We start from the raw sequence: 18,882 nt of genomic DNA, 5'->3' as shown, positions 1-18,882 counted from the left end.
CATTCAGGGCAGTTGGGCGGTCCTGCCCGGTGGAGCAAATTCGCTGGGCCAGACAATCGTCCACTTGCCGTCCAGGAGCTGGCGGACCTTGGTCAGATCCTCTCCTTGATTGTACTGCTTGTTGAATTGCAGCGGACCATGCATGGTCGGAACCGTGTTCGACCGCAGCCACGCAGCCAAAACCTTATCCTCGAGGCTTTTGGTCGAGTTGACAGCTGCAGCAAGGATCTGCCAGCTGACGTACTGAGCGACAGCTTGCCCCTCCACATACGGGTAAGGGAGTCCGGCTTTCACAGCACGATCGTGGAAGACAGACCCGAACTTCACGAATTCCTTGTCGGACGTGAAAGGTTCATGATCCTCGATGAACGATACCGAGAGGGCATTTTTCGCTTCCGGCACCGCAGCGATCGCCGGCGATGGATACAGTTGGTATTGTCGAGGCGGCTGATAATCGAGCTTCTTAAGCGACTCGAGCAGCTGACTGCCCTCCGGACCAATTGCGCCAGCCCAGAGAAAGTCTGCATTGGCCTCCTTGACCCGTGCCGCAATGGCACCGAAGTCACGCGTCCCGAAATCGTACTCCAGGTCCAGGACAACCGAGAGCCCACGCTCCTCCGCGACCTTCTTTGCTCCGTTCGTCACAAATTGCACAGACGGGAATTTACTTGCCACGAACGCAACCGACCGCGGCGGCGTCTTAGAGCGCGCAAGCAGGTCGAAGACCTTGGCCGGCAAGGTCTTGTTCGGCTCCGGACCAAATGGCGTCGCCGGGAACGCCATGTCATATGTAACCAGGCTGGGTATGCCCAGACTGTAGTGAACCAGTAGTTTTCCGTGCCGTTGAGCAACAACTGCAGCAGCGAGAATGCCGCTCGTCGCATAGGGCCCTATGAGGAGATCAACTTTGTCTGCCGTGATCAGCTTCTCGTAGAGGCTTCGCGCGACCTCCGGCTTGGATTGGTCATCATAGAGCACCCACTCGATCGGCCGGCCCAGCAATCCGCCCGCCAGATTGATTTGCTCGACCGCGACCTCGGCGCTGACCTTATGGAGGAGAGCTGTCTGGGCAAGGGGCCCCGTCAACGCCAGTGTGCTGCCAATGCGCACCGGCGCGCCCGCTGCAGGAGCCGCGTCAAGCCGTGCGCCAATACCGGCTGCAGCGAACGCGAGCGCCAACTTCAATGCCGTGCGACGAGTGGTGCCGCAGCGATCATCAAGACTATCTCTCGGGTTTTTCAAGCGCCTTCCCCCCACCTGATTTTTCCCCGCTTATAGATTCGAAAATCTATTTGTCAACATAAAATCGATTATTGGGTCGCGACACTCCGTCTGTTTGGACGGGATGCAAACGAAGTCATGGCCCCCGCGGACGACTCGCGAGGGCCTCCGTGCTTCAACTACGGCCGTGCCGGATCACTCTGCGGAGCCGTCGCCGCCGATCACGTCACCGAACAGTTCCCATTTTTCGCCCTTGAACCGCTCCAGCTGAAGCAGATCAATCGGAGCGAAAGAGGTCGGACGCGTGCTTATCTCGACGCCGGGCAGCAGGGTGTCAGGGACAAAGTCCTTCAGGAGCTTTTGGCGATTGATCGTAAGCGTCGTTCCGCTCCCACCTTCTCGCGGCGCATGGGATAGGCGAGTTTCACGATCTCTTTGAAGGGATCGGTTTGTGTCTATGCTTGACCATACGTTTAAATCGGACGTGACGACGGGCCGGCTGGAAGTGATCACGGAGACCGGACGACGTCGCTGGTTTTCCAGGGACGACAAGGCCCGGATTGTCGAGGAGACGCTGGTCCCAAGCGCGGTAGTTTCCGAGATTGCCCGACGACATGGGCTGACACCGCAACAAGTGCTCACTTGGCTACGGCAAGCACGTCGGCCAGCGGCAACGAAGCCTGACGATCCCGGTGGTAGATGCCACGGCGCCGGCCGTGGCTGCGGGCCATGAGCGCAAGACAGCGCGATGCAAGGCCAAACCAGATGCCAGGGTCATCGAGATCGAAGCCGGAGGCGTTACCATCCGGGCCGGCCAGGCGCGGACGCGGCGATGATTGCGGCCATCGTTCATGCGCTGAAGGCGATCCGGTGATCGGCCCGTCCGGAACTGTCCGGGTGATGGTGGCAACCAAGCCGGTCGACTTCCGCAAGGGAATGGAGGGGCTTGCCCTGTTGGTGCGCGAGCACATGAAGGCCGATCCATTCTCAGGCGCTGTTTATGTGTTCCGAGCCAAGCGGGCGGACCGGATCAAGCTGATCTTTTGGGAGGCTACGGGTTTGTGCCTGTTCGCCAAGCGGCTGGAAGACGGCGTCTTCCAGCGCCCAGTGATGTTCGGCCCGAAATCAGCATCAACAGATTTCGCATGTTATATTCGCCCCCAACATTCGACTATGCGGCTTAGAATCGCGAGCCCAGCGATCTGCATCGACTCAGAAATTACGCGGCTTCGTGTGCCATTGAAAAGCGCCAGGATAATGGGGTGGGCGCGAGGAACCTCGTCAGTCGACGTCGCGCGCTCGGTGGTTTATTGTCAGGCTAAGCACTTCCCATACCGCATGCGATCATCGGAGCCACGTCAGCGGCGTCGTGCCCGTAGAGCCAGCTAACGTCGGGAATCGAGCGGCCACCCGAATCCGCCGTCAGCGCGTCGCGTTGCTGCTGTTCGGGCCCGTCCGGCAGATGGAACCTCACGCGGTTGGCGGCACTAGCCTGCTGAAGCCGCGTGACACGCGGCTTGCGGATCTCCTCATAACGCCGGAGCGCGGCCGGCACGTCATCCGGCATCATCCTTAAAAGCGCGGCAAGTGTCGCGCCGTCTTCGACGGATTGCGCTGCGCCCTGTGCCATGAAGGGCAGCATGGGATGACAGGCGTCGCCCAGCAGCGTCACGCGGCCCTTGGTCCAGCCCGGTAGCTCGGGACGGTCGTGCAGCGCCCAGACGAAGGTCTCTGGAAAGGCCGCGATCAGCTCCTGCACCGTGGGATGCCACCCCTCGTATCGGGCCCGCACGTCGGCGACACGGCCCGGCGTCATCCAGCCATCGTCCGTCCATTCGCTATGCTCCTTGATGCAGACCACGTTCATGAACTGACCGGCACTGACCCAGTAATGCACAACGTGTCCGTCAGGCCCCATCCAGTTGTGCGCGGCGACATCGATATCGAGATGCCGGATCCGCTCGGCCGGCACCAAGCCGCGCCAGGCAGCGCAGCCGGTGAAGCGCGCCTTGACGGAACCAAACAGAAGCGCATGTACGCGGCTGTGGATGCCGTCGGCGCCGACCACCAGGTCCGCATCGGCGATCACACCGTTCTCGAAGCGCGCGATGACGCTCTCATCCTTCTCATCCAATCCCACCAACCTGTGTCCGACATGCACGCGCTCACTCGGCAAGGCCGCCCGTAGCATCTCGGCGAGGTCGCCGCGATGGAAGTGGTAGTGTGGCGCACCGAACGCCGCCTCCAACTCGGGCCCCACCGGAATGCTCTGCAACTTGCGGCCGTCGTCCCAGCGGCGTAGATGTATGGCTCGCGACCGCACCCCCACTTTGTCCATCGTCGGCTTCAGCCCGAGGCGGATCAGGAGTCGCGAGGCGTTGGGGCTGATCTGGATGCCCGCGCCGATTTCGCCGATGCGCGACGTCTGCTCGTAGACATGGACGTCGAAGCCCATCCGCAGCAGATGGAGCGCAGCAGAAAGACCACCTATACCACCACCTATGACGGCGATACTCATTGTCTTCAAGTCAGCTCGCATTGTATTTTGTGTGTTCGTCTGCATCGCCAAACCTTCCTCGTCCTGGAATCGTCCGGACCACGGAGCCGCGTATCCTCAAAATGTGTCACCGGACAGCTGGCCCGACGCCGTCCATTGCGGCCGTGGCACGGGTTAACGTCATTTCTGCGTGGCGCCTCCGCCGAACTGCTAACAGCGCCACCAATGCCGCTGTCACAAGTCCCGGGCCGCAGACAAAGAGCATCACTTGGATCGGCGGCAGCCCGAGGCTCAGAAGCGCGCCGCCAACGATTGGTCCCACGATCCCGCCCGGCCGACTGATAGCCAGCGCCCAACCGACGCCTGTTGCCCGTGTCTCGGAGGGATAGGCGGCAGCAGCCAAGCCGTTCAGCCCATTTTGACTCCCGATGAAGCCGCCACCCGCGATGGCCAGTGCGACCATCATGGGAACTATCGGCAAGCGCACCAGGCCGACGATGCCGATTGAGATTGCGCCGATGAGGAGGCTCGTCGCCAGCGTCCGTTCAGCTCCATATCGGGCGATGATCGGTCCGAGAAGCAACGCACTGATGATCGCACCTGCCGGAAAGGTCGACGTAGCGAACGCAGCTTCAGAGGGCGTAAAGCCCTCGAGATTGAGTACGGTCGGCAACCAATAGTTGATGAGATAAGTGTCCATGAGATTAATCAGAAAGATTGCCCACAGAAGGATCGTCGTCAGCGCGAGCCCGTCGACAAACAAGCTCTTGACTGGATTTTTTTTGGCGGAAGGCGGTCGCACGCCGCTTTGGAACTGCGGCGATTCCGGCAGAGCTGGGATCAATACCATTAGTAGAACCAGCGGAGCGACGCCTCCGACATAGAAGATGCCCTGCCAGCCCCAGTGCGGAAGAACCTGGGCGGCAATCTGGCCGGCGAAAAAGCCGCCGATCGCGCCGCCGGTGAACATCAACATCACTACCGAGGCGCGCCAACGATCCGAAGTGTAGTCCGAGGTAAGGGCAACCGTCGTCGGCATCACACCTCCTATCCCGATTCCTGTGACGAAACGCAGCGCCACTAACATGGGGAGGGAATTCGCCCACGCAGAGGCCAAGGAGAACAGACCAAACAGCGCCACCGAAATCAGCAGCGTCGGCTTTCGCCCAAACAGATCCGCCGCAGGTCCTGCCAGCATTGCTCCGACCATGATGCCGATGCTTGAAGACACGAAAGCCGGGGTGAATGCGGCTGATGGCAGCGACCACTCCTTGGCGAGAGACGGAATCGCGAGGCCGATGGATATAAGATCGTAGCCATCAAGCATTTGGATAAGGCCGCATAGAAGAGCGACGCGCCACAGCAGCGGACTCGAAGACCGAGCTCCAGCAGCGATGTTCTCGTTGGCCACCATCATTTTCGTTGCTTCCACTTGTTGTCAGGCCGCGCGCTTTCAGCAACTTTCCTTGCTCCACTTGTCACCAATTGCGCGGAGGGAAACTTGCTCGTCACGAAATCAACCGATAAAGGCGGCGTCTTGGATCGTGCGAGAACGTCAAATACCTTAGCCGGCAAGTCTTGTCGGGCCCGGCGCGGAATGGCGTAGTTGGGAAGGCCGTGTTACATGTGACGAGGTGACGCATATCCAAACACTAGTGGATACGCAGCTTGCCGTGGCGCTGCGTGACGCCGACCGCAGCTAGAACCCCTCTACCCGCGTACGGCCAAAGAAGTAGAATAACCTCATTTACCGTGATCAGCGTTTCGTAGAGGCTTCGCGCCTCTTCAGGCCTAAGGCGGGTCGTCATAGAGCACCGCTCGGTAAGCCGACCGAGCAATGCGCCCGGAAAATCGATTTGGTCGATCGCGACCTCGGTGCTGACCGGTGCGGACGAGAGCTGTCTGGGCAAGCAGAGCCGTTAATGCCGGGCGGGGTACTCCAACTCGCAAAGGCTGGCCAGGCGCGGGGCCGTGAGTCGCCCGCTGGCGCCGGGCGCTGCCAAGGCGACCGCCGCCATCAAATCCTCGCGCCGAATCACGCGTCATGACTGCCTCCCCGCTTCTGCAAGAGTCCCCCTCATAGCTTTTTGCAGTTCCCCTATAAGCACATAAATCGATTTGTCAATATAAAATCGATTTATACGGGAGGCTATGTCTCTTGCTGGCTGACTACATCTGCCGCAGCCCAAAGCGGCTTGGAGTCTGATCGTTAATCGTTGCAGTCCCGCTTTCCGAGCTCTCTGCTCCGAGAGATTTTGAACAATGTAATCGTGGGGAAGAGAGAATGCGGTTGGTTAGTTTCGAACATAATGGAACGGTCGAACGGTCGTGGACGCGTCTCGCGACGGCGCTACGTAATGGCACCGCGGACGTTCTTATCGTGACTGGGGACGTGCCGCTGCCGGACTGTTAGCCACAGCCGTCGCGTGTTGAGCTCAATTAGTCGAACCGACAGGCGCTCTTCGAGCGCGCGGAGGTGCCCGCTCGCCGCCGCATTGGATATCTGCAAGCTTTCTGCGGCCCTGGAGAGATCGCCAAGCTCGGCGGTCGGACCTCGCGTACGAACGCATGAAGGTGACGAGTAAGCGCCTCGCTGATCTGCCGGATTCGCGGATCGGACGCACCACTGATCCGCTCGAGTACCGCATCAGTAATCGTAATTTCATTGAAGTTACGCATGACGTCTCCAAAACTCCGGTTTGCCGTTGGAAAGTCGCATCGTTCAGAGGATGCAAACGGGCGCGGATTCCAGTAGGCGTTAGTGACGGCGAGTTCGGCCGCTTTCGCGATACCACTCTCGGGCATTCCGATATCGCGCAATGCGGTCTTTGCATTCGGTCGCTTTGCAAATTCGTAGAGTCCCTACGCGTCAACTCAGCCAATCGCACGCGAGACGCGCGCCGCCGCATCTGGGACCACCTCTGCGTTATAGGCGAGCGCATAAGGCAGCACGATCGTATGTGTCTCGGCGTGCGGCAGATCGAACGTGCCTCCGAGCGTGTGACAGAGCTTTATGATGCAGCGCCATATCGACTGCGCCGAGGCAGACACCGCAAAGCCAGGCGCCATAGAGCGCCTCTGCGCGTGCGTCGCGGTCGTCGGATCTCGCGGTGATGGCAGGCAGCGCGTTTGCCAGTGCGCGAATCCCTTCTTCCGCCATCAGCGAAGTCACGGGATTGGTGTCGCGCGCGTAAAGCGCTTCCACCGCATGCGCGATGGCATTGATGCCGGAAGTGGCGGCCAAGCCTACGGGCAGCGTCAAGGTTAGATCGACGTCGTAAATCACGGTCTCGGGCAGCACCGCTGCGTCGCGCACCGCGGTCTTCAGCCCATTCTCGGTCTGGCCGACGATCGGGGTCATCTCCGAGGCGGCATACGTGGTGGGAATGCAGAGCTGGTTGACGCCAGTGCGCAAGGCGAGCGCCTTGCCAAGGCCCGTGGTGGATCCGCCGCCGAGCGACACAACGCAATCCGCTTCGCAGGCCTTCATCACCGCCAGCGCCTGAGCGGTGACCTCGACCGGCGTATGCATGGCGGCCGCCGGAAAGAGGCCGGCATAGAGAGGGCCGCACCTAGGCTCTTGCCTTGCGCCTCCTGCTGGGGCGTCGTGAGCACCAGAGCGCGGTTGCCGCCTAGCCGCTCGACTTCGGCCTTGGCGGCGGCAATTGTGCCGCTGCCAAACACAACCCGGGACGGCAGGTTTTCAAAGATAAACGAACCGATCATGCGCCGGTCTCTATAATGAGATGATGGAACTGAAAGCGCCCCTTACCACCTCCTTACGGACTTGGGAGGCGCTTCTGCGATTAGACTCTGGCGACTACTCGCGCGCAACATCCTCCGCGCCAATTACGTCGCCGAACAGTTCCCACTTCTCGCCTTTGAATCGCTCGATGCGGAGCTGAGTGATTGGAGCGAAAGAGACGGCGCTGGTGTTGATCGTCACGCCCGGCAGTAGAGTGTCTGGGACAAAGCCTTTCAGGCTCGCGGCCTGTTTCATGACATTCGCGCGCGAGAGATCGTCGCCGCACATCTCAAGGACCTTCACGAGCGTTTGGGCTGCGGCATAGCCGTGGACGATGCCGGCATCGGTCTTGTCTGCGCCCGGCATGTACCTGTCGAGAAACTCCGACCATTTCTTCATGCCAGGATCGTCGTTCCACTGCGGATCAGCGCCATCCTTAGCGTAGGCCGCGGACAACACTCCCTGCGCGTTCTCGAAGCCTGCCGGCTTCATCACGCTGCCGACAAAAGAAGCCCCATTGTTGATGATCTGCAGTGGCTTCCAGTTGAGCTCGGCCGTCTTCTTTATCGCCTGAGCCCCGAATTTCGCCGTCGCAAAAATCATCAAAACGTCGGGATTGGCCACCTTGATCTTTGCGATATGGGAGTCGATAGACGGTTCGGAGACTTCGTAGCTCTCTTCCATGACAATGGTGGAACCGGCCCTGTCGCCGAGCATATCTTTGACACCTTTCAGATAGTCCTTACCAAAATCGTCATTCTGATAGAGAATAGCAGCCTTGGCGTCAGGCTTCTCCTTCATCAGCCATTTCGCGAAGACCTTTGCCTCGGTCTGGTAATTCAACTGCCAACCCATGGTCCACGGGAAGGTCTTCGGGTCGTTCCACTTCGAAGCGCCGCTTGCGACGAATAGTTGCGGGACTTTTTTTGCGTTCAGATACTTCTGGATAGCCGTGTTCGATGGCGTGCCAAGGGAACTGAAGACAAGGAGCACCTCTTCGCTTTCGACGAGTTTGCGAACCTGCTCAACCGCCTTCGGCGGCGAGTACGCGTCGTCATAGGAAATGAACTTGATCTTACGACCGTTGATACCCCCCTGGTCGTTGATCATTCGGAAATATGCTTCTTCCGTTTTGCCGATGATGCCATAGGCGGACGCCGGGCCGCTATAGGGCACTATGTTGCCGATCTTGATCTCAGTGTCGGAAGCACCGATATCGTATATCTTTTGCGCGAGCGCCGGGCTGGAGCTAACGGCTGCGATGGCCGCCAATAGCAATAGGGGTCGTGGTTTTCTCAAAGGCATCGAAATCTCCCTGTGCCGGTTATGGTCGTTTTCTGGACATATTAATCAGTTGTTGTGTGACGATCGCAGCCTGCTTATGAGATCGCTGTTCTCTTGGAAACGAACAGCCGCTTGGATCTCAGCGATTCCCGCAGAGCGAGTACTCCCGAATGAGACCGTTTGGCAGGCACAAATCGTTATGGGCACCCGGTGCCCAGTCGGCGAGGCGCGTGCCGCTAGGGGTAGCCAAGCGGAGGCGATAGACGGCCTCAGCAATCAACTCTTTCTCTTCCACACGCAGCGCTGGGGCCACCGGTCCTTGCGAATCCCTGGAGAGTCATCGCCGAACTCCCTCGCCCGCGCTCGAACGCCGGCTCGCGCAACGCAGAGCCGCCTAGCGGCTGCTGACAACACTTTGTGGTAAGGAGCTCTTTTTGTGAACTCGAGCCCCCGCTCACGTCGCCGGCCAATGGGCCGACGGCGCTGCCGTCGACAGACACAAGCTTCCTCCCGAACTGACGTGCGCGTTTATGCTTACGGCGCTCATTTAGCTTAGGGGTGGGCAGTCGCCCGAAAAATGCGCCCAATGCAAATGATTGTTTCAGCCCGTGAAGGAATGGGAGGGCCCGCGACTTCTGGGATTAGGCAATTCAGAAATGATCCTAGAAGCTTCCGGTCGGCAGACTTGTAACTGCACTAGGCGCGGAAGATCGTCGCCGGTTCTCCGCCATCGATGGCGAGGACTTGTCCCGCGATGAAGCAAGCTTCGTCGCTGGCAAGAAAGAGACACGCTGCGGCAACATCGGTATTCACCCCTTTACCTTCAGTGCGTTGAGCAGGGTGGTGACGTCCGAGGCCTGGTCTAGCCCCTCCACTGCTAAGATGAGGGCGTCGGCTAGGGCCAGGTCGATCGGGTCGATCAGGGCGTGTGTCTTCGCAACCACCTCGGCGTGGGTCATCGGCTGCACGGCCGAGCCCTTGGCAAGCGTCGGGTTCCCAGCGGATATGGCAATCGTCGTGCCATCGGTGAGTTCGATGTGCAGTCGAGGGCCATCTTCCAGGCCGATCGACTTGTCCACGGTAAAGGTGATCCGGTCGAATACACTGCGCACCTCGGGCTCATTGAGCCTCGGCGGCTCAAACTGGCCGAGGCCGGCCTCGCCACTGACCAGCGTCACACTCACCGCATAGGGTAGGCTGAACTGCGCATCGAAGACTGTCTCGATTGGATAGACATTGATCATGTCGTAGGCGGTCTGCCCAGCGATGATGTCGAAGCGCTTTACGTTGTTTGCCCGCAGGCCGCGATTGCCCATCAGCCTGAGCACCGTGTCGATCGTGGAGTGACTGCCGCGGCAACAGGCGTAGGGCTTGAGATAAGAAGAGGCAACGTTGAGGTTGACGCCGAGACCATCCAGCGCTTTCTCCCGGAAACCCGCGCCGCCGTTGTACGTGGTGAAAAGCCCACCGAACTCCGACTCGAAGATCCGATGCGGACCGGTAATGCCACCCTGGGCAAGCAGGGCTGCATCCACACCAGTCTCGCACGCCTTTCCGGGGTGAAGGCGCTTAGTCATCGCACCGTCGTCGATGAATGCCCACACGCCTCCCGTGAAAGAGCCCGCGATGCCTAGCGCATTTGCGAACTTCTCGGCATCCAACCCGAGTACCTTAGCTGCGGCTGCCGCAGCGCCAAGGCTTCCCATGGTGCCCGACGAGTGCCAGCCCCGGCCGGTGTGTACCGCGAAGCCGCCGACAGCGAGCAGTGAGCGATATCCGACGTCGTATCCGGCAATCGTCGCGAGCAGGAAATCCCGCCCTGAGGCGCCCACTGACTCAGCAACTGCCAGAGCAGCCGGAATAACCGTCGACCCGGCATGTCCTGCCCCGCCACCATCGTCAAAGTCACGGGCATGCGCCGATGTGCCATTCGCGAGCGCGGCCTGGGAAAGCGGCAGTCGATCCGGCGTGCCCCACACGGTCGCGCCAGCCCGACGCCCATTCGCCGTGGTGAGTACGCGGATGACACTGGCGGCTTCCGATGTACGCGCGCCTGCGAGGGCAACGGAGAGAGTATCAAGGACGTGATCCTTGATGCCCGCGATTTCCGCTTCGGGAATGTCGGCCCAAGTTATCCCCGACCACAGCGCCGAGAAGCGCTCGGTCAAGGTGCCGATGCTGTCGGTGTCAAATGTCATCGTTACCTCTGTAGGTCGAGCGTTAGGTGGGTTCTGAGCCAGCAGCGAGTTCCCGAAGGATTGCGTCCGTATGCTCGCCCAACCGTGGAATCGCCCCCATTCGAGCCTCCCAGCGATTGCTACGCCCAGGCGGAAGGAGGGCGGGAATCTTCCCAGCCGGGCTGCCGACGAAGCGCCAGCGGTCGCGGGCTCGCAACTGGGGGTGCTGCCACAGCCCCGCTATATCATTGACTGACGCATTGGCGATGCCCGCTTTGTCGAGGCGTTCGAGCACCTCGACACGGTCTAGAGATTTGAACTTGTCGAAGATGATGGCGTCCAGCGCCTGCCGGTTAGCATTGCGTCGCGTATTGCTGTCAAAGCGCTCGTCCACAGCCAGCGTCTCATCGTCGAGAACATGCGCGCAGAAGGCGTTCCACTCCCGCTCGTTCTGCAAGCCCAGCATTACCGTGCCATCGCGCCCAGTGGCGAATGGACCATAGGGGTAGATGCTCGCGTGCGAGGCGCCGGCACGTAAGGGCGGCGATGCGCCATCGAAAGCGTAATACAGCGGATATCCCATCCACTCGGTCAGCGCCTCTAACATGGACAGGTCGATGTGCGCCCCCTCACCGGTTTTATGACGCAGCAGTAGGGCGGAAAGGATGTTGCTGTAGGCGTACATGCCGGCGGCGATGTCGGCAATCGAGTTGCCGGCCTTGCTGGGCGTGTCGGGCGTGCCGGTAATGGAGAGAAAGCCAGCCTCGCTTTGGATCAGCAGGTCGTAGGCTTTCTTGTCGCGGTAGGGGCCGTCGCCGCCGTAGCCCGAGATGTCGCACACGATGAGCCGGGGATGCGCGACATGCAGCGAGGCGTAATCGAGCCCCATGCGCGCTGTGGCGCCGGGCGACAGATTCTGCACCAGCACGTCCGCCTGGCCCACCAGGGCCTTCAAGGCGGACAGCCCGTCCGGGTCCTTGATATCCAGGACCAGGCTTTCCTTGCTGCGGTTGGTCCAGACAAAGTGCGACGCCTCGCCGCGGACCCTATCATCGTAAGCGCGGGCGAAATCGCCCGTCCCTGGCCGTTCGACCTTGATGACGCGCGCTCCCATGTCCGCGAGCTGGCGCGTGCAGAAAGGCGCGGCGATGGCGTGCTCGAGGGATACGACGCTGATGTCTTGTAGCGGCAACGACATTCGGAAACTCCGGCTTCTAGTTCAGGGTTGCGGCTGCCTGCATGATCAGCCGCCCTTCATGATCAGCCGCCCACAGGCTAGCTGAGCGCCCGTCGGCGGACGGCGCGCCATTTAGACTGAACGATTTCCCATCGAACGTGGGACGAACAGCTCTGAACTGGAAGCTGGCGATTTCCCGGTCAGGCGCCTGCCGTCGCACCAGATCGATTAGAAGCGTGGCAATGAGCGGTCCGTGAACCACCAAGCCAGGATACCCTTCGACTTTGGTCACGTACTCGCGGTCATAGTGGATGCGATGTCCGTTGAACGTCAGGGCTGAATAGCGGAACAGAAGAACATCGTCCGGCTCGACATTGCGCTGCCATGGGGCACCAATCCGTGCTGGCGTTGGAGCTGGCTCCACATCGCCAGGGCGCTTCGCTTCACGATAAACAACGTCGTGAAACTCGGTGAGCGCTGGTCCAGCGTGATCAGCGCGAAAGAGTTCATGACGCACCTTCACGAACACTAGCCGACCGGTGCGCCCCTCCTTGATCGCAACATCGTCTATTGTCGACACCCGTTTGACTGAATCACCAACTCTCAGCGGGGAATGGAATTCAAACTGACTGCCCGCCCACATCCGACGCTGCAGCGGTACCGGCGGCAAGAAGCCGCCTCGGCGAGCATGGCCGTCCCGCCCTAGTTCGCTCTGCCGATGGGCGGGCAGAAAATATAACCAATGCCACAGCGGTTGAAGCGGCATCCCTACAGAAGCATCTATCTCCGGGAGATCCAACGTCGCGTTGAGCGCCCGGACCGGCGCACGCGTGATCTCGTCGTTTAGAGTCTCGCTCTGTCCGATCCATTGGCGCAGATGCGCAAGATCAGCAATCGTGTCGCTCATTTCTAACTGCGCCTCCTGAAGAATTCCGGGGGATGTCGCCCCACGGCACGCCCTTCGATGTCTCGTACCATAAAGGCCGGTGCACTCGATTGGGGTCGGCTGCAGAATGGTCACGCCCCACCTTCAACTCGTCGCGAAAGCCAGTCGCGCAGGCTTGCCGACACCATCTCCGGAACTTCGATCGTCGAAAGGTGCCCGCAAGGGAAAATCTCAAGTTCTGCTCCCGGTACTGATCGCGCGATTTCATTAGCTAGGCTGGGTGCTGAAATGCGGTCTTCGTCACCTGCTATCACCAGCGTCGGCAAGGCGATCCCCCGCAACTCCCTCCGTCGATCGAGGCGATCGAGCACAGCCCGTTGCAGTCGCAAATACCCGTCGACGCCAACCTTACGAGCCATTGCAGCGGCGAGGGTCGCGACCTCCGCCTTACCCCCAGCGACAGTCTCCGCGAGCTTGTCCGCGACCGTGTCAAACAGACCCCGCTTGGCATCATCAACAAAAGCATTTGAGCGTTGAACCTGGAGCGGAGACGCTGGTCTCGCATTTGTATTCAGAAGGGCCACTCCTGCCAAGCGCGCGTCCCCGCGCAGCGCCACCTCCAGCGCCACGTACCCACCCATCGAAATGCCCGCAATCACAAACCTGGCGGGAGCATCCGTCAGAATCTCGTCAGCAAAGTCGGCGATCGACTCCCCGCTGCAGCGCGCAATGGTTGGCTCGACAATGTCAGATACCTGATCGATGACGGGCTGCCATAGGCGTCCGTCGGACGCCATTCCCGGCACGAAGATCACGTGATGCTTGCTCAAGAGACTCTCCATTTCGTATTGCTTTGAATCTCCGCAGGGCATCGTGAATGGGCGAGCGCGCTGCGAGAGTGGGATCTACGTGAAATATTCGAATAGACTTGCGCTACACAGACGCGGCGGAATGGGCCGGAGGCTCCGAACTCATCCGGGATGTCAGCATCAAACGTTCGACAAGCGTGACTTTATCGTCGGCAAGTCTTCGGATCTTTGCCATATCGACGGCACGTTGCGCCGGATCGCTGGTATCGAAGATCATTCGCTTGGTCTCCGATGCAGCCGGTGAGACGACCTCCAGAAAGACACGACGACGGTCTTCCGCATACTTGTCGAGCACTTCGTCGCCCGCACTGCCTTGGACTACCGCGGAAAGGGCCTTGTATAGGACGTAGACATCGAACAGCCCGCCAAGGAGGCCGTAACCACCGCTGGGGTTGGTGGCATGGGCAGCGTCGCCCGCAAGCAGCACGCGTCGGACGCGAAACATCGTGGCCGCGCGTTGGTGCATCCGATAGGGTGAATAGGCCTCGAGCGTGTAATCCTTCGCTGCCGGGACGATCACCTCCAAGAACTTCCTCAGGCGCTCCGGTACGCCCTCTTCCGGCAGGTTCAAGTCCTCGCTGTAGGTGCATCGCCAAAGGTCATTCTGGTCTAGCTTGACGATAATGGCTCCATACGTGGAATCGATCAGGAACGTCGTGCGAGCGAAGCCGTACTTGGCGAAATCGAGACGAAGATTTGCAGCGACAAAGCGCTCGGGCCAGGTGATACCCTCGAACTCCAGGCCCAATGCGCTTCGAACCGCGCTGCCGGCACCATCGGCTCCGACGAGCCAACCGCTGCGGAACCTCACCTCCCCATCTGGCCCAACGGCGTCCACCGAGACGCCCTCGGCATCCTGCTCGATATCGGTGACATTGACACCCCAGTGAACATTAACATTTGGATAAGCGGCGAGCTTTCGCAGCGCGATCTCCGCAAGCCGGTGCTGACCGAGGTGAAGGTTGTACGGAAACTTCGTCAGCCCTTCCAATACGTTCAAGCTGAAATCAATTCGTTCGCCGGTTGCAAACTCGATGTAGCTGTAGTCTTGCTTCGAGAAACCGATCTGGAGGGCCTCGTCCAGAAGACCCAGCTCCGACAAGCCTTCTAGGCAAGACCAATGGTACGTTATTGCGCGCGGCGATGCGACGATACCGTTCGCCCGCTCCAACACGTTGACGGAGATTCCGGATTTCGCCAATCCGAGAGCAGCGATCAGCCCGACGGGGCCAGCGCCGACGATTGTGACGGCCTTCGCAGAGGTCATGATCATCCTTTCCCTCTTTTATCTGTTATGACCACGTCCCCCGCCGAAGCGGACTATCTAACACGGTCGTTGACTTTGATCCGACTAGGACCTGAAGACGGTGGCAGACGCTCCGCCATCGACGGCAAGGACCTGCCCAGTGATGAAGCTCGCCTCGTCGCTGGCCAGAAAGAGACACGCCGCAGCAACCTCATCGGCCCGACCGGGGCGCCCCAGCGGAGTCGACTGCACGGAGAAGTTCCTGAACGCGACGTTGTCGCGTAGGCGGGCTTGCGTCCGGGGTGTTTCGATGATGCCTGGCGCGACGACGTTGACGCGGACAGCGAATGAGGCACAATCGTTGGCCATCTGCCGAGTCAGGCCGATCATTCCTGCCTTCGTAGCCGCGTAGGAGGCATTGTTGGGAAATCCGAGAATGCCCTGGACCGAAGATATGTTGATAATCGATCCACCGGAATTTTGCGAACGGCAAAGCTGCAAGAACGGCCGCGAGACACGGAGCACGCTCTTGAGATTCACGTCGAAGATGCGGTCGAATTCCTCATCCGTGGTGTCGTAAGCGGCAGTCATTCCGGCAATCCCGACGTTGTTCACCAAGACGTTTGGACAGTTCGAGATGCCGACCGCCGCCGCAAGTATGGCTTCTCCCGAAGCCGCTCGACTGACGTCGGCGACGACGGCAATGGCGCGGGAGCCAGCCGCCCGGCAAAGATCCACAGTTTCGTCGAGCCCCTCCGACAGGCCCGCCGCGACTACGGACGCCCCCTCCTCCGCAAATCGAATGGCCGTCGCGCGACCGATCCCCGAACCTGCACCGGTCACGATGGCCGTTCTATTGGAAAGCCTGCCTGTCATCTTCACCATCACCTAGATCTGCAAAACACGAATGGATTCGAGCGATCTCCATATCGCCGGCAAATCCAATGATGCGCATACGCGGAGGAATCCGTTTGAGGCTCGCCGACTGCGCGGACCTCGCTTTCGCGAATGACTCATCGCGAGTTCTCTCGGTCGATGAGCGACCTTACCGGTTGCCAAGTCAGTTCATTCTTCAGCATTGTTCGGATCTTCACAAAATCCGCACGACGCTCGAACGCCAACACTCCGGTGACGATATCGGATCGCCTGTAGATGAAGAGGGAGCCGCTCGAGTTCCGGCTCTCGATAATCTCTTCATCGCCCGCGCGATGGCCGGCAAACTGGATGCGCACGCCATGCTGGTCGGACCAAAAGTATGGGACGTTGGCACAGACCTCTAGCGGCAATCCGAGAATGTCATTTGCCGCGTTGATGCCGGCCACGCGCCCCTGCTCTGCTGCATTGGTCCAATGTTCAACCCTCATATCCGTGTCCCAGCGCTGGTTGGGCCACCGAACCACATCACCGGCTGCGAACACATGATCGGCCGCTCGCAGCGCTCCGTCACAGTGAATGCCGTTCTCCACGCGCAAGCCGGATTGCTGCAGCCACTCAGTCGAAGGCCGAACGCCCACCCCGAGGACAATCACGTCGGCAGGAACTCTCGACCCGTCACCAAGCTCCAGTACACGGCCATCGCCTTGATCGACTACGTCGACGACCTGCTCGCCGAATCTCAGAACTACGCCGGCACCTCGGTGAAGCGCTTCGTAATCCCTGAACACGGGCTCGCCGAACCTGCCCAGGGGCTTGCGTGCGAGATCGATGAGCGCGACCCGCCGTCCTTCGTTCGCCAGCATGGAGGCCAGTTCACCCCCGATGAAGCCCGCTCCTACTATTGCTACGGACTTCAAGGGATTGGCGAGTGCCCGACGAAGCGAAACCGCATCGTCGTAACGCCTGAGTGTGAAGATATCGGGTAGGCCGGACAATGCAGGCGGAATGATCGCCTCGCAGCCCGTGGCGATCACGAGCGACCGATAGTGCAGCGTCCCGGACGAATGGACCACCTTCCTGGCATCGACATCCAGCTCTTCGGCTGTGGTACCGAGCAGGAAGTTGACGCCATGGCTCCTTAGCTCGTTGACGGCCGGATAGATCAGTGCATCGAGCGACATCTGCTTTGTCAGGCCGACCTTCGACAGTGGAGGACGCTCGTACGGAGGATGCGTCTCGTCGCTGATCATCGTGATGGTGAGGTCGGGAGCATGCCGGGCGACCGTCTGCGCCGCACGTAGGCCGGCGATCGATCCACCGACAATCGCGACATCGCAATACGGTTGCGGCATCGTATTCACTGTCGCAGATCGACGGTGAGTGACTTGACCAGCCACCGGCCGCCGACCTGGGCGACTTCCGTCCCCTCATCGACGACGACCGAGTTCGGGTAGAACGTCACGAGATAACGAACGACTTCCTCCATCTCTACGCGAGCGAGGCTTTGGCCAAGGCATCCGTGCGCACCCGTACTGAACGTGAGCGGCTGATTTCTCTCCCTTTGCAAATCGAATTCGCCAGGTCGTTCGAAACGCTCAGGATCACGGTTTGCCGACCAGATAGCGACGTGAACGTCGGTGTCCTGAGAAATGACGACGCCGTCCAGATCGACGCTTTCCGTAGCGATCTTGCTCACGATGCCAGGTCTCGGAAAGAGTCTCGTGGCTTCGACGACCGCCGCTGGGATTAGCGTTTCATCGCCTTTGAGCTTGGACCAGACCTCACGATTACGCAGGAGAGTCCATATAGTGAGGCCGATCTGATGCGAGGTGTTCACGGAACTGGCCTCGAGCATGGCCGTCGCGTCGTTCAACAGCTCTTCCGGCGAGAGTTTGCCCGCCTCCTGCTCCTTGATGAGAAAGGAAAGCATATCGTTACCGAGGCCATCCGCTTTCTTGCGGGCAACCAGGTTCCGCAAGTAGTCGAAGAGCTCGTCGTACGCATTCAAGATCACGGGGGCCAAGCGTGTGTCTCGGCTGAGGAGCGACAAAGTGCGCGCGGAAAGGCTTGCAACCTTCGGAGCGTCGGTCGCAGGGGCGCCGGCGAGATAACAGTAGATGCGGGCCGGAATCGGGTCGGCGACGGCAGTATGGAATGGTACCTGCCCGCTGATATCGTGCATGATGTCGCTCAGGATGTCCCTGAGAACGCCCCTAATCTCCTCCACGGTATTGGGCCCCATGAAGCGGGCTAAGGGTGTTCTCAGCCGCATGTGTTGCGGTCCTTCCGCCATGAGGATGCTCTGGGCACGGAATTCGTGCACGGAGCCGGCGGTGATGCCGAACTTCTCCATGAGATTGAGGGCCGCATTTTTGAACCGCGAGTCGCGAAGCACACGCGTCGCCAATGCGTAACTGAGCACGACATACCCCGCCGAGCCGAAGGCCAGCGGTTTGCCATCGAGCGCCCCCCCCCGTGCCGCTGAGGCTCCGACGAGAAAGGCTCCATGACCGGTAGCGCCCGCGACGCGCGCGAGATCGCTCCCATCGGACAGCACAGGATCGCCTCCTCCACCTCGTCCTTGCGGTCTTCGTCGACCTCATTCATCAGCAGCTTCAATGCACCGTCTCTCCCGATCTCGAAGACATCCGGCATTAGCGCCGCGCACGATCCATTGGCATCGCATCGGTCAAAATCCACCTTGATCTTGATCATAACGACAGACCTCCCAAAGCAAGCGAGCGAGACTCTCGAACAATCGGACCTTCGACGCCTCTGCGTCTCGTTGCGATAGCCCCACAAATAGCGCTCGCGGTGCGAGCCGCGGTCTCTTCATTCATGACCGAGCCGACGAAGGAAGCGATGAGACCCGCACGAATACGATCGAGCGGCCGGAACGATCCC

16 protein-coding genes and 5 pseudogenes are annotated in these 18,882 nt (G+C 60.2%); 2 read left to right on the top strand and 19 right to left on the bottom strand.

Annotation, left to right across the window (positions count from 1 at the left end; all coding sequences use genetic code 11):
- Positions 1–3: 3 nt before the first annotated feature.
- Together QCM77_RS17805 and QCM77_RS17800 are read right to left on the bottom strand one after the other, a co-directional pair.
- Positions 4–1,242: an amino acid ABC transporter substrate-binding protein gene (locus QCM77_RS17805; protein ID WP_279684385.1), complete on the bottom strand. Its 1,239-nt coding sequence runs from the start codon at positions 1,240–1,242 to the stop codon at positions 4–6.
- A 174-nt stretch (positions 1,243–1,416) separates the two neighbouring features.
- Positions 1,417–1,575, bottom strand: a pseudogene (locus tag QCM77_RS17800) (ABC transporter substrate-binding protein); the annotation flags it as partial.
- Between the two features lie 103 nt (positions 1,576–1,678).
- On the opposite strand from QCM77_RS17800, the gene QCM77_RS17795 reads away from it, so the two are divergent.
- The gene (locus QCM77_RS17795) at positions 1,679–1,954 is read left to right on the top strand and encodes a transposase (RefSeq protein WP_279684384.1); all 276 of its coding nucleotides are present in this window, start codon (positions 1,679–1,681) and stop codon (positions 1,952–1,954) included.
- Here QCM77_RS17795 and QCM77_RS17790 read toward each other — a convergent pair.
- Positions 1,860–2,135: a hypothetical protein gene (locus QCM77_RS17790; protein ID WP_279684469.1), complete on the bottom strand. Its 276-nt coding sequence runs from the start codon at positions 2,133–2,135 to the stop codon at positions 1,860–1,862. The genes QCM77_RS17795 and QCM77_RS17790 overlap by 95 nt on opposite strands.
- Between QCM77_RS17790 and tnpB the strand changes: the two genes are divergently transcribed.
- A complete protein-coding gene (gene tnpB, locus QCM77_RS17785) occupies positions 2,122–2,610 on the top strand; it encodes an IS66 family insertion sequence element accessory protein TnpB (RefSeq protein ID WP_462804330.1) in 489 nt (162 codons plus the stop codon). The two genes, QCM77_RS17790 and tnpB, sit on opposite strands and share 14 nt — an antisense overlap.
- Here tnpB and QCM77_RS17780 read toward each other — a convergent pair.
- The 16 genes and pseudogenes from QCM77_RS17780 to QCM77_RS17705 form a co-directional block, all read right to left on the bottom strand.
- A complete protein-coding gene (locus tag QCM77_RS17780; RefSeq protein WP_279684383.1) occupies positions 2,540–3,784 on the bottom strand; it encodes an FAD-dependent monooxygenase in 1,245 nt (414 codons plus the stop codon). The two genes, tnpB and QCM77_RS17780, sit on opposite strands and share 71 nt — an antisense overlap.
- Positions 3,785–3,845: 61 nt before the next feature.
- Positions 3,846–5,135 (bottom strand): MFS transporter, encoded by a 1,290-nt coding sequence (locus tag QCM77_RS17775; protein WP_279684382.1) that lies wholly within the window; start codon positions 5,133–5,135, stop codon positions 3,846–3,848.
- Between the two features lie 990 nt (positions 5,136–6,125).
- Positions 6,126–6,266: pseudogene (locus QCM77_RS17770) on the bottom strand (helix-turn-helix domain-containing protein); the annotation flags it as partial.
- Positions 6,263–6,397, bottom strand: a pseudogene (locus tag QCM77_RS17765) (hydroxyquinol 1,2-dioxygenase); the annotation flags it as partial. The pseudogenes QCM77_RS17770 and QCM77_RS17765, both read right to left, overlap by 4 nt.
- A gap of 57 nt (positions 6,398–6,454) precedes the next feature.
- A pseudogene (locus QCM77_RS17760) lies at positions 6,455–7,444 on the bottom strand (maleylacetate reductase); the annotation flags it as partial.
- Between the two features lie 94 nt (positions 7,445–7,538).
- Positions 7,539–8,768, bottom strand: coding sequence for an ABC transporter substrate-binding protein (locus QCM77_RS17755; RefSeq protein WP_279684380.1), 1,230 nt, complete (start codon positions 8,766–8,768; stop codon positions 7,539–7,541).
- A 675-nt stretch (positions 8,769–9,443) separates the two neighbouring features.
- Complete coding sequence (locus QCM77_RS17750) at positions 9,444–9,560, bottom strand: SDR family oxidoreductase (protein WP_279684379.1); 117 nt, start codon at positions 9,558–9,560, stop codon at positions 9,444–9,446.
- Positions 9,557–10,945, bottom strand: a complete 1,389-nt coding sequence (locus tag QCM77_RS17745; protein WP_279684378.1) for an MmgE/PrpD family protein — start codon at positions 10,943–10,945, stop codon at positions 9,557–9,559. Before QCM77_RS17745 ends, QCM77_RS17750 begins: the two co-directional genes overlap by 4 nt.
- A 22-nt stretch (positions 10,946–10,967) precedes the next feature.
- Positions 10,968–12,122: a CaiB/BaiF CoA transferase family protein gene (locus tag QCM77_RS17740; protein ID WP_279684377.1), complete on the bottom strand. Its 1,155-nt coding sequence runs from the start codon at positions 12,120–12,122 to the stop codon at positions 10,968–10,970.
- 16 nt (positions 12,123–12,138) lie between these two features.
- Positions 12,139–13,008 carry an HTD2 family dehydratase gene (locus QCM77_RS17735; protein WP_279684376.1) on the bottom strand — a complete coding sequence of 290 codons (870 nt, stop codon included), beginning with the start codon at positions 13,006–13,008 and terminating at the stop codon, positions 12,139–12,141.
- Positions 13,009–13,118: 110 nt separating this feature from the next.
- Complete coding sequence (locus tag QCM77_RS17730; RefSeq protein ID WP_279684375.1) at positions 13,119–13,817, bottom strand: alpha/beta fold hydrolase; 699 nt, start codon at positions 13,815–13,817, stop codon at positions 13,119–13,121.
- Between the two features lie 103 nt (positions 13,818–13,920).
- Complete coding sequence (locus QCM77_RS17725) at positions 13,921–15,123, bottom strand: FAD-dependent monooxygenase (RefSeq protein ID WP_279684374.1); 1,203 nt, start codon at positions 15,121–15,123, stop codon at positions 13,921–13,923.
- A gap of 84 nt (positions 15,124–15,207) precedes the next feature.
- Positions 15,208–15,987 (bottom strand): SDR family NAD(P)-dependent oxidoreductase, encoded by a 780-nt coding sequence (locus tag QCM77_RS17720; protein ID WP_279684462.1) that lies wholly within the window; start codon positions 15,985–15,987, stop codon positions 15,208–15,210.
- A gap of 128 nt (positions 15,988–16,115) precedes the next feature.
- Positions 16,116–17,330 carry an NAD(P)/FAD-dependent oxidoreductase gene (locus tag QCM77_RS17715; RefSeq protein ID WP_279684461.1) on the bottom strand — a complete coding sequence of 405 codons (1,215 nt, stop codon included), beginning with the start codon at positions 17,328–17,330 and terminating at the stop codon, positions 16,116–16,118.
- A 5-nt stretch (positions 17,331–17,335) separates the two neighbouring features.
- Positions 17,336–18,535: a cytochrome P450 gene (locus tag QCM77_RS17710; RefSeq protein ID WP_279684373.1), complete on the bottom strand. Its 1,200-nt coding sequence runs from the start codon at positions 18,533–18,535 to the stop codon at positions 17,336–17,338.
- A gap of 35 nt (positions 18,536–18,570) precedes the next feature.
- A pseudogene (locus tag QCM77_RS17705) lies at positions 18,571–18,633 on the bottom strand (hypothetical protein); the annotation flags it as partial.
- Positions 18,634–18,882 lie beyond the last annotated feature (249 nt).

Source organism: Bradyrhizobium nivariense (assembly GCF_029846695.2).
In the GTDB taxonomy this organism is placed as follows: Bacteria; Pseudomonadota; Alphaproteobacteria; order Rhizobiales; family Xanthobacteraceae; genus Bradyrhizobium.
Note: the sequence above shows the minus strand (reverse complement) of the source record. Positions and strands in the feature narration are given on the sequence as shown.

What these genes read in the sequence shown, in the direction of transcription:
- QCM77_RS17795 (WP_279684384.1), top strand. Translation starts at nt 1,679, where the DNA reads ATGCTTGACCATACGTTTAAATCGGACGTGACGACGGGCCGGCTGGAA.
- tnpB (WP_462804330.1), top strand. Translation starts at nt 2,122, where the DNA reads ATGGTGGCAACCAAGCCGGTCGACTTCCGCAAGGGAATGGAGGGGCTT.
- QCM77_RS17780 (WP_279684383.1), bottom strand. Translation starts at nt 3,784, where the DNA reads ATGCAGACGAACACACAAAATACAATGCGAGCTGACTTGAAGACAATG.
- QCM77_RS17775 (WP_279684382.1), bottom strand. Translation starts at nt 5,135, where the DNA reads ATGATGGTGGCCAACGAGAACATCGCTGCTGGAGCTCGGTCTTCGAGT.
- QCM77_RS17755 (WP_279684380.1), bottom strand. Translation starts at nt 8,768, where the DNA reads ATGCCTTTGAGAAAACCACGACCCCTATTGCTATTGGCGGCCATCGCA.
- QCM77_RS17745 (WP_279684378.1), bottom strand. Translation starts at nt 10,945, where the DNA reads ATGACATTTGACACCGACAGCATCGGCACCTTGACCGAGCGCTTCTCG.
- QCM77_RS17740 (WP_279684377.1), bottom strand. Translation starts at nt 12,122, where the DNA reads ATGTCGTTGCCGCTACAAGACATCAGCGTCGTATCCCTCGAGCACGCC.
- QCM77_RS17735 (WP_279684376.1), bottom strand. Translation starts at nt 13,008, where the DNA reads ATGAGCGACACGATTGCTGATCTTGCGCATCTGCGCCAATGGATCGGA.
- QCM77_RS17725 (WP_279684374.1), bottom strand. Translation starts at nt 15,123, where the DNA reads ATGACCTCTGCGAAGGCCGTCACAATCGTCGGCGCTGGCCCCGTCGGG.
- QCM77_RS17720 (WP_279684462.1), bottom strand. Translation starts at nt 15,987, where the DNA reads ATGGTGAAGATGACAGGCAGGCTTTCCAATAGAACGGCCATCGTGACC.
- QCM77_RS17715 (WP_279684461.1), bottom strand. Translation starts at nt 17,330, where the DNA reads ATGCCGCAACCGTATTGCGATGTCGCGATTGTCGGTGGATCGATCGCC.